14 protein-coding genes are annotated in these 14,149 nt (G+C 45.1%); 8 read left to right on the forward strand and 6 right to left on the reverse strand.

The genetic code is table 11. The features are described 5' to 3' along the window. The first annotated feature begins 113 nt into the window (after window positions 1–113). Complete coding sequence (locus tag AC58UX_RS04660; protein ID WP_497249920.1) at window positions 114–1,577, forward strand: RICIN domain-containing protein; 1,464 nt, start codon at window positions 114–116, stop codon at window positions 1,575–1,577. 60 nt (window positions 1,578–1,637) lie between these two features. Here the strand turns inward: AC58UX_RS04660 and AC58UX_RS04665 are convergent, their stop codons facing one another. From AC58UX_RS04665 to AC58UX_RS04680, 4 genes are all read right to left on the reverse strand, one after another. Beyond that, a complete protein-coding gene (locus AC58UX_RS04665; RefSeq protein WP_497250070.1) occupies window positions 1,638–2,123 on the reverse strand; it encodes a phage lytic cycle repressor MrpR family protein in 486 nt (161 codons plus the stop codon). Between the two features lie 369 nt (window positions 2,124–2,492). Then, window positions 2,493–3,362 (reverse strand): LysR family transcriptional regulator, encoded by an 870-nt coding sequence (locus tag AC58UX_RS04670; RefSeq protein ID WP_497249921.1) that lies wholly within the window; start codon window positions 3,360–3,362, stop codon window positions 2,493–2,495. A gap of 98 nt (window positions 3,363–3,460) precedes the next feature. Beyond that, the gene (tatC, locus tag AC58UX_RS04675) at window positions 3,461–4,219 is read right to left on the reverse strand and encodes a twin-arginine translocase subunit TatC (protein WP_497249922.1); all 759 of its coding nucleotides are present in this window, start codon (window positions 4,217–4,219) and stop codon (window positions 3,461–3,463) included. 31 nt (window positions 4,220–4,250) lie between these two features. Continuing rightward, a complete protein-coding gene (locus tag AC58UX_RS04680; RefSeq protein WP_497249923.1) occupies window positions 4,251–4,481 on the reverse strand; it encodes a MerR family transcriptional regulator in 231 nt (76 codons plus the stop codon). A 221-nt stretch (window positions 4,482–4,702) separates the two neighbouring features. On the opposite strand from AC58UX_RS04680, the gene AC58UX_RS04685 reads away from it, so the two are divergent. The 7 genes from AC58UX_RS04685 (at window position 4,703) to AC58UX_RS04715 (ending at window position 11,619) form a co-directional block, all read left to right on the forward strand. Next, a complete protein-coding gene (locus AC58UX_RS04685; protein WP_497249924.1) occupies window positions 4,703–6,310 on the forward strand; it encodes a flavin monoamine oxidase family protein in 1,608 nt (535 codons plus the stop codon). 25 nt (window positions 6,311–6,335) lie between these two features. Next, window positions 6,336–6,896, forward strand: coding sequence for a RidA family protein (locus AC58UX_RS04690; protein WP_497249925.1), 561 nt, complete (start codon window positions 6,336–6,338; stop codon window positions 6,894–6,896). A 21-nt stretch (window positions 6,897–6,917) separates the two neighbouring features. Then, entirely contained in the window at window positions 6,918–7,130 is a 213-nt protein-coding gene (gene tatA, locus AC58UX_RS04695; RefSeq protein ID WP_497249926.1) for a twin-arginine translocase TatA/TatE family subunit, read from the forward strand. A gap of 121 nt (window positions 7,131–7,251) precedes the next feature. Then, entirely contained in the window at window positions 7,252–8,097 is an 846-nt protein-coding gene (locus tag AC58UX_RS04700) for an RMD1 family protein (protein ID WP_497249927.1), read from the forward strand. Window positions 8,098–8,226: 129 nt separating this feature from the next. After that, window positions 8,227–9,072, forward strand: a complete 846-nt coding sequence (locus tag AC58UX_RS04705; RefSeq protein ID WP_497249928.1) for a helix-turn-helix domain-containing protein — start codon at window positions 8,227–8,229, stop codon at window positions 9,070–9,072. Between the two features lie 112 nt (window positions 9,073–9,184). Further along, entirely contained in the window at window positions 9,185–10,984 is a 1,800-nt protein-coding gene (locus AC58UX_RS04710) for a CBM96 family carbohydrate-binding protein (protein WP_497249929.1), read from the forward strand. A 125-nt stretch (window positions 10,985–11,109) separates the two neighbouring features. Then, window positions 11,110–11,619, forward strand: coding sequence for a hypothetical protein (locus tag AC58UX_RS04715; protein WP_497249930.1), 510 nt, complete (start codon window positions 11,110–11,112; stop codon window positions 11,617–11,619). 44 nt (window positions 11,620–11,663) lie between these two features. Here the strand turns inward: AC58UX_RS04715 and AC58UX_RS04720 are convergent, their stop codons facing one another. Both AC58UX_RS04720 and AC58UX_RS04725 read right to left on the reverse strand, forming a co-directional pair. Next, window positions 11,664–12,734 carry a bifunctional 3-deoxy-7-phosphoheptulonate synthase/chorismate mutase gene (locus AC58UX_RS04720; RefSeq protein ID WP_497249931.1) on the reverse strand — a complete coding sequence of 357 codons (1,071 nt, stop codon included), beginning with the start codon at window positions 12,732–12,734 and terminating at the stop codon, window positions 11,664–11,666. Window positions 12,735–12,910: 176 nt separating this feature from the next. Beyond that, on the reverse strand, window positions 12,911–14,074 hold the full coding sequence (locus AC58UX_RS04725; protein WP_497249932.1) for an FAD-dependent monooxygenase: 1,164 nt from the start codon (window positions 14,072–14,074) through the stop codon (window positions 12,911–12,913). Window positions 14,075–14,149 lie beyond the last annotated feature (75 nt).

A 14,149-nucleotide genomic window follows, 5' to 3' on the forward strand; every position in this document is an offset into this window, starting at 1 on the left:
TTGAATGAAGAGGAGGTGATGGCTGGAAAGAAAAATGAAAGCGTTTCATATTTCCGGTCTTGCTTGAAGTATTGGATCCAAAACACAAATCATGAGAGGAAGGGATTCATTTTATGAGAAAATCAGTAACGCGCATGTTAAGTTTCTTGCTCGCAGCTGTGTGTGGATTTGGTGTGTTCAGCGGAAGTTTAGTTAATCATGTCGCACAAGCGGCTGCTGTCACGATTCAAAACGGCATTCAATTCAAGGATACAAGCGGCAATGTGATTCATGCTCATGGCGGCGGGGTTATTAAAGTGGGCAGCTACTATTATTGGTTTGGTGAAAATCGCAATGCGGATGGTACGTTCAAAGCGGTGTCCTGTTATCGGTCCACAGATCTGAAAACATGGGAATTCCGCAACGATGTGTTAACGCTCAATTCGGCGACAGAGCTGAACGTTTCTAATATTGAAAGACCGAAAGTGATTTATAACAGCTCAACAGGCCAGTTCGTGCTTTGGATGCATTGGGAAAATGGGGTTGATTACGGGCAAGCCCGCACAGCTGTAGCTTACTCAAGTACGGTTGATGGCAACTACACGTATCAGGGAAGCTTCCGTCCGTTAGGGTATGACTCGAGAGATATGACCGTTTACAATGACAATGGCACGGCTTATTTGATCAGTGCAACGCGTGTGAATGCTGATTTGAATATTTATAAACTCTCGGCGGATTTCCGTAGCGTGGATTCGTTGGTGACTACCTTGTGGGTAGGTCAATATCGGGAGGCACCGGCCATGTTCAAAAGGAATGGCGTGTACTTCCTAGTTACATCCGGAGCGACAGGTTGGGATCCGAACCAAGGTAAATATGCAACGGCGACAAGCATTACGGGAACGTGGAGTGGCCTAACAAATTTCGGGGATGGCACGACATTTGATTCCCAAAGCGCTTATGTGTTGCCAGTGGAGGGATCTAGCTCAACGAGTTATCTGTATATGGGGGATCGCTGGGCAGGCGCATGGAGCGGCAAAGTAATGGAATCACGCTACGTGTGGCTTCCGATGACATTCCCGTCGAATACATCGTTGTCCATGAGCTGGGGCAGTAATGTGAGCATTGATGCGAGCACAGGCAGCTTGTCTGCATCTTCGCCAGCCATCGATACGAATGCGTATTATTTACTTGAGAATCGGAATGGCGGTAAAGATTTGAATGTGGTAGGCCAAGGCGTCGCGAATGGCGATAATTTGGAGCAATACATTGACAGTGGTTGGGATAGTCAACAGTGGAAATTTGTGAGCGCAGGCAGCGGCTATTACAAAATTCAGAATAAGGCAAGCGGCAAGATTATCGGGGTTGAAAGTGGCGGTACTGCTGACGGTGCGATTATTGAGCAGTGGACCGATGGCGGCTGGACGAGTCAACATTGGCAAATTATCGACAACGGAGCGGGTAATTTCAAATTGAAAAATCGCGCAACGGGCAAGCTGATCGATATATCTGGTGCTTCCAAAGCAAATGGCGGAGCGGCGATCCAATGGACTGACAATGGCGGCAAAAATCAACACTGGCGTCTATTGAAGGTTCAATAAGCACGAAAAAAAGCTGCCCGGACATGGAGTCCATGTTCGGGCAGCTTTTCTACGCAATCGCTATACGATCGCGAGCTGCTTTAATTCGAGCTTCACTGTTGTTAAGTGAGTAAGCTCTGGGAGAGAGAAGTATTGCGCTAGTCGGCGAAGTCTCATATAAATCGTGCGCAGGATAACGGAATCTAATTCTGTAATCATTGCATGGTTGGCGATGTAATCGGACATGCTCATTTTTATCAAGAAAGGGCTGTTTCTTAAATCTGTCAATTTCCTTGGTTGGAGCGGGTCGCCCGTCATCGTCACATATTTGGTTTGCTTCACTGCAGCTTGGAAACGTTCAACACAGGTTTTGGAGATTGGGATGTACCTTTTGCCCCCCTTGGCATCAGACACGGTAAGTATTTGTTTTTTTTCATCTAAGGAATTACTTTTTAAATAGACAATTTCGTGCGGAGCGATACCTTCAACAAGTAAACGAATAATGATGGCATCTTGTGGATTGATACATTGTGTCTCGATTGATTGGATTTTCTCTAGAGTAAGAATACGAAATCAACATCCCTTCAAGTTTGAACTTTGTTTTCTGCAAAAATTACATTTGGTTTTCAGAAACAAGCAACTATACATGATATGAGATGGTCGGCGTAAATATACCTGAAAATTTGGTATGAGGTAACTATAGCTGATAGCGGAAGGTGGGACAATGAGGGAAAAGCCCTAAATAATGTTAGTCGAATTTCGACAAATTCGTCGGAGTATAAGATACATTTTGTCTCAATGAAAGGAACGATTGCTAGATTTGGCTGGTTACGTAGAATATTTTTGTGGGAGGTGGAAAAGGGAGTCCTGCTTTTCGGAGAATTGAAAGGAATCAAAGGCAGGAACTGCCTTTAATTCCTAATGGGATTACTGACATTACATGGCTGCAATGATGGTTTTGAGTTCTTTGGTAAATTCTTTAGAAGATAAAGATAAGTGGCGGCCTTTCAGACGTATGGCATGGAAGGACACTCCGAAATCTACACCAGTGACTTCTAGTGCAACAATCTTCCCCGTTTCTAAATAAGGATCGAATCGCATTCCTGTCTCGGTGTAGAAACCAATCGCGATGCTTTCAGCAATGATTCGTTTTGCTGACTCTGAATTCCCTAGTTTTAATAAGATGTTAGGCTCCCCATGTTTTTTGAAAATGTTGAGTAGATAATCAGAGGAAATCAAAAGAGGTTCTGGAAGAAGCTCTTGGATGGAGATGCTTGTTCGTTGCGCTAACGGGGATTTATTACCCACATAGGCCATTATTCGGCAATCCATCAAATGTTCCGTGATCAACTGTGTATGGGGGCTTTGATAATTTCTAGAGACAGCAATGAGCCCCATATCGACTTGTCCACTTAGCACTTCTTCGATAATCTTGGGATAATTCATTTCCATCATGATAAGTTCTACATCAGCGTGCTTTTGTTTGAAGTTGGCTAACGTCGAAGGCAATACCCCTAAACATAAACTGGGGACAGCGGCGATGGAGAGTGAGCCTGACAGTTGGTTGAATTGGAAACCGGCCGTTTCGCGAAGCTCCTCAACTTTGTTCATGATCTCTTTGGCTTTGCTGATAATCAATTTGCCGTCTTCCGTAGGAACGGCTCCAGTCCGTGAACGTGAAAAAAGCTTCACGCCAAGCTCTTCCTCTAAGCTGACAATCGCTTGAGAGATGTTCGGCTGGGAGACGTGAAGCTTTTCTGCTGCTAAGGAAATGGAACCCGTTTGATTAATTTCAATAATATACATGAGTTGTTCAATTCGCATAGTTCACCTTTTCTGAATGCCAGTTATGAAGTAACTATATCTGAATTGTGAAAGATGAACAATATGTGAGTAGTACTATTTTAAGAGACTCCGTATTCGACTTGGTTAAGACTGTCTTCACGCAATTGTTCGTTATGTACGAAGCGAGATAATAAAATGCTGATTTCATAGAGAGCAAATAAAGGGATGGCTACCATCAGATGTGAGATTAAATCAGGCGGAGAGATTAAGCTAGCTGTAATAATGAGAATCAAATAAGCGTATCTGCGAACTTTGTTAAGCAATTTAGGATTAAGCAGCTTTAGCTTCGTTAGAAACATAACGACAATTGGGAGTTCGAAGGCTAAGGACAGCGGAATGATAATATTGAGCATAAAGCTAAAATATTGCGCAACCCCGTAGGTTTGTGTTAACCCAAGGTTTTCGGTAACACCCAATGTAAATTTGATACACATCGGGAACACGACGAAGTAACCGAAAGCAAGGCCGATCAAGAAACATAAGAACGTATATGGGATGTACCGCAGTGTGGCGACTTGCTCTTCTTTGGTGAGTCCTTTTTTGACGAAAGCCCATATTTGATAAAGGATAAAGGGCAGTGTGAGTGTGAGTGAAACAGCGAATGCGATGAGCATATAGATGCGAATGCCATCCATAGGTGAGAAGACATGCCATGCAATGCCCGATGCTGTTGAGCTTTGTTTGAGGTAGAGTAAGATCTGCTGAGCGAAGATGAAGCCAATGATTAGGGTGAGGATGACGGCTATGAGAACGCGAATAATGCGCGTACGTAGTTCGGATAGATGATCGACAAGTGACATCATTTCTTTGATTTGCATAGTAGCCCTCCAGTCTAATTGGTAAATGGTGCTAGGAACCGGCAAGCATTCGTCGTAATTCTACCGTATGAAAGCCATCTGTTAACTTCGAGTGAATATCTATAATGGTTTGAATATCCTCGAATGAATATTTGCGAACGCCTCCCTTGCTTCTGTCTGGAAAAATAAGCTTGCGATCCTCGTAGTATCGAATTTGCCTTTCTGTTAACCCTGTCAATTCACTTACGATGCCAATTTGAATTACTTTCTTTTTTGTCATCATCAGCCTATCCCTCCAGTTTTATGTAAGGTAATTTAACTTGAACGTGACACTTATTAATGAAACTCTACCATAATTTTGGAAAAACGATCAAATAAACGTTAGTTATCTTAGTATAACTAAAATTTATGTCACGTTGTCTTACACGAAGTGATGACTGTACATTCCCTCGCTGTTAAGTTTAAGTAGCGGATAGCTAAACTTAAACACGAGGAGATGGAAGTATGGAGAAGACACCGATCCAAGAAGATCAAATTACACGTAGACAATTTTTGACAACAGTCGGCAAATTAGGAGGGTCAGCCGCAATATTCAGTGTGATGGGTACTTTAGGACTACTCTCCCCGGAAACGATGAAAGCCGCAGATTATACACCGCCATCAGGCAGGGATCTTACATCGACGAATCGTAATGGAAAGAAAGTGATTATCTTAGGTGGTGGGATTGCCGGATTAACGGCTGCCTACGAACTTGGAAATGCGGGCTATCAATGCACCATTTTAGAAGCGAGAGCACGTTCAGGCGGACGAGCATGGACTGTGCGCAGAGGGACGACGGTTACTGAGATTGGTGGCGTGAAGCAGGTGGCTCGCTTTGATAATGGCATGTATTTCAATGCAGGGCCGATGCGGATTCCGCAATTTCATGTGACACTGGACTATGCGCGCAAATTCGGAGTTGCCATTGAGCCTTTCAATAATGTGAACGAAAGCGGCTATTACTACAATGAAAACGTAGGTGAGTTGTCAGGAAAGAAAATTCCTAAACGGCAGGCGAAAGCTGATGTTCGCGGTTATGTATCAGAAATGCTGGCGAAGGCGGTGAATCAGAATGCGTTAGATCTACCTTTGACGACCGAAGAGAAGACGAAGCTTGTTGCCTTTTTGAAAAGTGAAGGAGATTTAAATGCAGATCTGTTCTATAAAGGCTCAAGTCGAGCCGGTTATGTGGAGGAGCCAGGCGGTAAATTTGACGCAGGTGTTAAGAAGGATCCTTTTAGCTTAAAAGCGATTATTAATTCTGGTTTTGGGCAATTTCTCAGCAGTGAGTATGGCTACGACCAGCAAATGATGATGTTCCACCCTGTAGGCGGGATGGACATGATCGCAAAGGCGTTCGAAAAGCGCGTAGGGGACAAAATTCAATTCAACTCGGAAGTTCATGAGATTAAGCAGTCTTCCGATGGTGTTAAGATTTTGTATAAGGATTTGCTTAGCGGAGCCAATAAAGAGATTTCAGGTGATTTCTGTATTTGTACCATCCCGCTTCCTGTTCTCAAGAACATCAAAGCAGACTTTTCACCGGAAATGTCAACGGCTATCGCGAAGATCAGCTATGCGGCTGCAGGCAAAATCGGACTTCAATTCAAGCGTCGCTTCTGGGAAGAAGATGAGATGATTTATGGTGGAAGCTCGTTAACGAACATGGATATTGCCAATATCTATTACCCGCCAAACGATTATTTTTCCAAAAAAGGAATTTTACTAGGTTATTACTCGTTCGGAGGAAACGCGGATAAACTTGGTAATATGTCACTTGCTGCCCGTGAGGAGTATGCGTTAAGCCAAGGGGCGAAGATTCATCCGCAATACCACAAGGAGTTCGAGACCTCATTCTCCGTGGATTGGAAGAAGGTTAAATATAATCAAGGTGGCTGGGCTTCCTATACAGCTGATGATCGTAAGAATTACTATCCAACCCTATGCAAACCGGATGGCCGGATTTATTTGGCAGGGGAGCACATCAGCTATATCACCGCTTGGCAAGCCGGAGCAATTGAATCCGCTCGGAAAGTTGTTACCGAAATCCATGAGCGCGTAATGAAAGAATAGAATAGAAGAGAAGGAGTGAATCAAGATGATGATAACAAAAAAGTTGAAGACGATCGTAGCAGCTACCGTTGGTTCATGTCTGATTTGTGTGAGTGCTTATGCGGCTGGGGCTGATAAATCAAGCAAATACAATGCTGAACCGATTAATGAAGTCGAATTTTATGGCAATCCTGCTTCTTCCATTGCTGCAGGTGTGTCAGTCCCATCGGGATCCTCCTATTTGTTCACAAGCGGGACAGTACCGCCGGTTATAAACAAAGAAGGCAAAACTGTCTATGAACGCTATGGGGATACGAAAACACAGGGTATTGGCATTCTAAAAGCAATTGAAACGCAATTAAAGGAGAAGGGTCTTACTCTTGCAGATGTCGCTTATCTCCGTGTTTATGTGACACCTGATGCAGCTAAAGAAGGCAAATTCGATTATCAAGGCTGGTTTGACGCCTATGCACAATTTTTTGGTACAGAAGCGAATCCTGTGAAGCCAGCACGTTCTACGGTTGGAATAGCAAGCCTTGTTAGCTCTGATTGGCTGATTGAAATTGAAGCAGTAGCAGTGTATCCGAAGCGCCATAACCAAGACTAATGAAACGGAGATGATGTACGTATGCTGCAAAATATTGGACTCCCAGGACTCATGTTAATTTTATTAGTTGTTTTAGTTTTGTTCGGACCGTCTAAGCTGCCTGAACTCGGTCGTGCTGTAGGTCGTACGCTGCATGAATTCAAAAATTCAGCCAGGGAGCTCGTCGGTGAGGGGAAAGAAGCACCAGAGCATCTGGAAGCCCCTGAAAAACGTCCCGAGAAGGTTAACGCATAAGATGACCTGATAAACAGATCTTGTCGATTTTCTCTCAGGAGAAAATGACAGGGTCTGTTTTTGTTTTTCATTTACTGACAATACTAGCAAGTATAAAGATTAGATGGATGAGTGGTGAACCATGAAAAACATTACGTTTAAGGCATTGGCGATTACCAATGAAATTGATCTGAATAAAATTGCGATTCACTGTGGTATTCCTAAAAAATACACATGGGAACAGCCGTTAATCCTCAGGCATAAAGTGCTCCAAAAAATTTATCAAAAGGAATTAGATGAGTTGCAGCAAGTGCTGGTCTTTTCCTTTGGCAGTGTTGTCTTCGTCAATCTGACACATCAAGATGAAATCACTGCTTTATTGAAGTTTATTCAATCGTTTGAGCCCGATATTGCACTCGAAAGAGCCGATAAATTCACAGATGATTATCGACTGCATATCGAAGAAAACGAGAGTATGACATTGACGGATGAGTATGTGGTCGTGGCGGAATATGAGTTCTTTTTACCTGAAATGATTGCAACCGTTCTTGCCAAATCAGTGGCGCTCGAGAGGAGTGAGGAGCAGCTCGGGAACATTCAGGATAACCTCGAAGTCATCATCGACAGGCTGGAAAAAGGGAAGCTTCGCGTTGGCAACAAAGAATTGGCGAGAACGACCGCCAAAATTGTTCGCCACGAGTATAATACGTTAGCTTATATCATGATTTTGGATAAGCCCGAGTTGACTTGGACGCATAGCTCAGCAAGTCAATTTTACGATGAGATGATCGGTTTCTTTGAATTAAACGATCGCTATACCATTTTGAAAAGTAAAACAGATATTCTCTATCATATCTTGGAAGGGTTCTCGACGATTAGTCATTCGATTCGAGGACTTTTCGTGGAATGGATTGTCGTGATTCTGATCGTCATCGAGGTCGTGTTAACGTTATTGCAAATTATCGGTTGGCTACCCTCCTCCCATTAAGTAGACGGCACCTAAACAAAACACAGAAGTCCCTAAACTTTGTACAATTATTTGGTGTGAAATTATGATACAGTGTGCTCACGCTCGCTCAAAGTGTCCAACTATTTCCAAATTCGGGAGGGATAGCTGTTGAAACTTAGCACAAGTGTTGATGTCACCAAAGAACCCTTTCATTTGAATCACGAGAAATCAAGTCGCAAGCAGAATTGGGAGATTTATCATGCCCATTCTTGTATGGAATTCCTTTACGTCTATGAGGGGATTGGCCGTGTTGAAGTAAATAAAAGATGGTACCCCATTGAGCCAGGCAGTCTTCTCATTTTCCAACCGTTTCAATTACATCGCATACAAATCCAAGGTCCCTTTGTTCGATCTGTTCTTATGTTTGATCCTTACAGATTGGATACAGGGATTCGTGCGTTTAGCGGGATTCGAACCTGGTTTAACACCCTTTGGAAGCAATCCTTAACGACGCATGTGATACCTAGGCAACAGCATCTAGCTAAGAGTATTGAGCATTTACATAGCAAGCTTAGCCGTGTCCCAATACATAAACAGCAAGAAGAATATGTTTTATGTCTATTATCTATCCTTCAGCAGCTCGAGCCGCTTGAGAGTAACATTTGCCAGCCTCAGAAGGAGAAGCTGAAGTTGAACAGTAATCATACGGCCGGGCAGATCACGGAATGGATCGAACGCCACTATAAAGATAAATTTGATTTGCAACGAATGTCGGAGGACTTACATCTCTCTACGTTTTATTTATCGCATGTTTTCAGGCAGTCAACGGGGCGTACGATAACGGAATTTATTATTTCCCGAAGATTAAAGGAAGCGTGTCTCTTGCTTGAAACGACATCGAAATCTGCTAGCTTTATCGCGCAGGAAGTCGGCTTTCAGAATGGTTCCTACTTTTCACGTGTGTTTAAGACTGTTCTAGGAACGACACCAAAGTCATATCGCATGCAGTTATAAAAGACAGCAATACAGTGCAAGTTCTGAACAATAGCGGAAAACATGCGCACGCGTTGATCTCTTATAATTCTATTTGTAAGCGCTATCTCATAGAGGCAGAGGAGGAGAATTAATGAGTGTGATTTTCAACAAAATAAAAGGTAAAGCTGGGTGGGTAACGCTATTCTCGGCGGTTATGCTGCTTGCAATTCCAGTAACGGCAGGTGCTGCGACATCTACACTAAGTCCTTCTGATGATGCCTATGTGCATGAAGGAAATCCTACCAGCAATTATGGTGCAGCCACTTCGTTGTATGTCAAAAATGATCCAGGCGCATCTCGATATACGTATCTCAAGTACAGTGTCTCTGGCCTTTCAGGCGTAACGAGTGCCAAGCTCCGTGTATATGGCAGTGCGTCGGCGTCGACGGTGTTATCGGCGTATCAAACAACAGATAGCTGGACGCAATCGGCCATTACGTGGAACACGAAACCAACGGTTGGCAGTTCGGCAGGAAGTGTAGCCATCAACACGACAACGACGTATAACGAGATTGATGTGACAGCTTATGTAACTGCCCAAGCAGCGGGAGATGGTGTTGTTTCGTTTGTGCTGCAAGAAAGTGTGGGGAAGTATACCACTCTGAATAGTAATGAGAATGCCTCGAATAAGCCGCAGCTTGTTGTCGTTAGCGGCGGTGGAACAGGAGGAGATACGCAGGCTCCGACAGCACCTAGTGGATTGAACGGCACAGCGGCATCAAGCAGTCAAATCAATTTAAGTTGGAGTGCCTCGACAGATAACGTAGGTGTAACGGGGTATGATCTGTATCGGAATGGCTCCTTCCTCAAGACGGTAACGGGTACTTCTACGAGCGATACAGGTTTGACGGCGTCTACCTCGTATAGCTACTATGTTAAAGCGAAAGACGCGGCTGGGAATGCTTCGAGTCAAAGCAGTACGATCAATGTTACGACCTCTGCGGGCACTCCGCCTACGGGCTGTACGAATGCATTAAACACAACGGCGGCTATTCAAAATGCGATGAAAACTGCTGCGGCCGGCTCAGTCATTCTGCTTGCTCCTGGCAATTATGTGGGTGATCGGTTGACGAGCGGCGATCCAGGCGGGCAGGGATTGTTTTACTCGGATCAAAGCGGAACGGCTTCCAATCCCATTGTGTTAAAAAGCTGTGATGCGGCTAACCCAGCCGTGCTCAAGGGTGTGAATGTGAACGATGGCTCCTACGGCATTCACTTGACGGGCAACTATTGGCAAATTCGTGATATCGAGATCACGAATGCGCAAAAAGGGATTATCATCGATAACGGTAATAATAATCTGCTGAACAATGTGGAAGTTCATTATGTTGGCGATGAGGGGGTCCATTTCCGTGACGGCAGTTCCTACAATACCTTGTCGTACTCGCTAATTTACGATACGGGCTTATATCAAGCAGGGTATGGGGAGGGCGCGTATGTGGGTTCCGATTCCAGCTCGCCGTATGAGCATGTTGTAACAGGGAATGTGATTAGTCATACGAATTTCGATGGGGGTATTACGGCAGAGCACATTGATGTGAAGGAAGGCGCGAGCGGCACGATTATTGAGTACTGCACATTTAATGGTACGGGGATTAGTGGGGCGAATAGCGCAGACAGCTTCATTGACGTAAAAGGCGTGAATACCATCGTCCGCTATAATCAAGGGTACCGGAATGGCAACTCGAATGTAGTCGATGCCTTCCAAGTTCGTACGCATGGTTCGGACTATGCGACTGGCGTGAATAATTCTTTTAACAATAATACTGTGAATTTGGATAATTCAACGGGCTATGTCGTTTACGCAACAAGTGCGGCAACAGGAACTACAGCTGTGAATGACGTCCGGACAGGTGGAGGAAATCTGTATAATTCAAATGTGAACGAATAAGGTAGAAGAGGGAGCCTGTGAGGGCTCCTTTTGCCTGTGTAACCAAGCAAAATATCGACATTCGGCCGCAATTATGGGATGATGTGAAGAGATGTATGGTAACTATTACGCAGGGAGTGAAAGGCATGTCTCGCAAGTGGGAAAGAATGGTAAGTAAAAATACGAAAAAGGCAAACCTAACCCGTACCAAGCAAGGGAAAGCGCCGATTTCAACGGATCCCGATCGTCCGGTCGTATTTAAGGGGAGAAGCATCCTGTTGGCTGCGTTTTTCGTCGTGGTTTCGATCTTCTTGTTGTTTACGTTAACAAAAACCGATGGGGACAAAATGTACTGGTATACAACACTTAGTTATTTGGTCGTTGGCTTTATGATTTATTTTGTGCGGAGACCGTACTTGCGCGTGTCGAAAACGAATCTTTCGAAGAGGGGTCTAGCCAGAGAATTAGTGCTAGGTGCGGAAAATATTAAAGAGATTGTTCACGCGCCAGGTCAAATCATCATTGAGCTAACTGGGAAATCTCCTCGTTGGGTGTATAACAAGACGTTGAACCGTTTTGATATCGAAGCGATGGCGAGCAAGCTGAAGAAATTTGCTGAAAACAATAAAGTTTCCTTTGTAGATAAAACGGTATAGAGAGATAGCCTTCGATTCCACTTGTGGTGGGATCGGAGGCTTTTTTAAAACAATCCCGAGCTCTTGATAGCTGCATAAAATTGATTGAACTCCTCAATCGTGAGCTGCTGTTGGGCATCCGAGAGAGCCGTGGCAGGATTCGGGTGGACTTCGACCATAATGCCGTCGGCTCCAGCGGCCAAGGCTGCCTTAGCACACGGTGCGAAAATATCCTTCCGTCCCGTGGAATGGGTAACATCGACTAGCACCGGTAAGTGGCTCTCTTGCTTCAAAATCGGAACAGCCGAGATGTCGAGTGTATTTCGTGTCGCCCGCTCATAGGTACGGATGCCGCGTTCGATTAACATCACTTGCGTGTTGCCGCGAGATAGGATGTATTCGGCTGCATGCAAGAATTCATCGATCGTTGCGGAAAGGCCGCGCTTTAAAAGGATGGGAATACGGACCTCGCCAGCCGCCTTCAGTAACTCAAAATTGTGCATGTTTCTCGCTCCAATTTGGATCACATCAATGTACTGACCCGCGATATCAATATGTGCGGGATCCACAATTTCACTGATCGTCTGGAGTCCGAATTCATCGGCGACTGTTTTTAGGATTTTCAAGCCTTCCAAGCCTAATCCTTGAAAATCATAAGGAGAAGTCCGAGGCTTGAAGGCGCCTCCGCGCAGCACGGTTACGCCAGCGTTTTTTAACGCGGCAGCAACCGTGCGTACTTGCTCGTAGCTCTCCACGGAGCAGGGACCTGCGATCATGATCGGTGTATCCCCGCCGATGGAGGCAGGGCCAAGCTGGATGATCGTATCTTCATGCTGCCGCTTACGACTAACAAGCAGCTGCTTCTTGTGAACCGTCTGCTGTAAAGTCAGCGAAGCTTGGAATATTTGTTTGAAAAGGTGACGAATGGTATCGTCATCGAATGGGCCTGTATTTCGTGCAACCAAGGCGTCTAGCATTTTCTTCTCGCGAAGCGGGTCGAATTTCGGCACGCCTTGCTTTTCCTTTTCCAGCCCGATCTCTTGGGTAATGCGTGCTCTTTCGGAGAGCAGCTCCCGCAGACTCTCATTTATTTCATCAATTCGTTCTCTTAAGTCATCTAACCTCGTGTTCTCCATCTATATTCACCCTTTGGCTTTAACGCATATCGGCTTTACAGCTTTGACATATATCGCTTTAACCAATTTATGTTGCAAAGTAGATAATGGACAGTAGCTTTCAGTAAAAAAGTGATATAAGGCGGGGAGTAGCGTAATTCGAAAAAATCGAGTTCGGTCTCCCATTCATTTGCATCCTACACCTTATACCCAATAAGAGGGTCAAAGCGCCTGATATACCGGGCATCAGATAAGGAAGCCAGCAGCTTGTTACGGCAGTAGATCAGCAAAGGGTTCTCGAGTTGTACCATTCGTCCCATCGATCGAGACATCCGCACGATTTGGTTGGTTCGTGCCATTCGCGCTTTCTCATAGGCTGCAAGTGCTGCTGGAATATCAGGATTTTGGAGGCATCTTGCTAGGACGATAGCATCTTCAATCGCTTGCGCACCGCCCTGTCCCAAGTTGGGCAGCATCGGATGTGCGGCGTCGCCGAGGAGCGTCATCCTACCTGAGTTCCACCTTGGTAATGGTGGACGATCAACGATGTCATGAGCTAGAATGGTTGATGCCTCCGTTGCTTCAATCGCAGACACGACCGGATTGTACCAACCGTGAAATTGCCGGAGCAGCTCCGATTTTCTCTCTTCTAGCGGAGGTAGTTTTCCTTGTGGCGCATTAATTGCGGCGAACCAGAAAACACGACCATTGCCGAGACTTGAGAGGCCAAAACGTTTTCCCGGTCCAAGCGCCTCGAAGCCCCCGCCATGATTTGCGTTGCGCGTCTCCTCGTAGGAACTTACACCTCTTAAAGCGATATAGCCCGAATAACGGACAGGGCTTTTACCGAAAAGTCGCTCGCGTACGGCAGAGTAAAACCCATCGGCACCGATAATAACATCCGCATCTTCCTGCGTACCATCTTTGAAAATAGCGATAACGTCTCGATCACTTTGTTTTCCGTCAATCCATTGTTTATTCGTCTGAACAGGTGTTGTCGCCGAGACTGCTTGTATAAGAATTGCTTGCAAGTCAGCTCTATGAATGACATAGCTTTGTGTACCGTATAGTGCCGCTTGTTTGGCGGCTGGAAGACTTGTAATGATTTTGCCATCCCAGTTTCGAATGTCAGCTTGAACAACAGGCGCCCCCACGCTCCGAACTGTTTCACCAATGCCAAGCAGATCTAGTGCTTTCATCGCATTGGCTGCGAGTACGATTCCAGCGCCAGCTTCCCTCAGTGAGTTTGCCTTTTCGTATACCGAGACTAGCCATCCCTGCTGCTGAAGCGCCAATGCCGTACATAATCCACCGATTCCCGCTCCAATGACGATCGCCTTCCGTTTCGTTACAGTGCCCATGTGTGTATTCAACTTCCCTTCGTTCGATCAACGCTATACTACTTAGTCTCATCATAAACAATGAGGGCACGGATG

The organism is Paenibacillus sp. J22P90 (assembly GCF_059692195.1).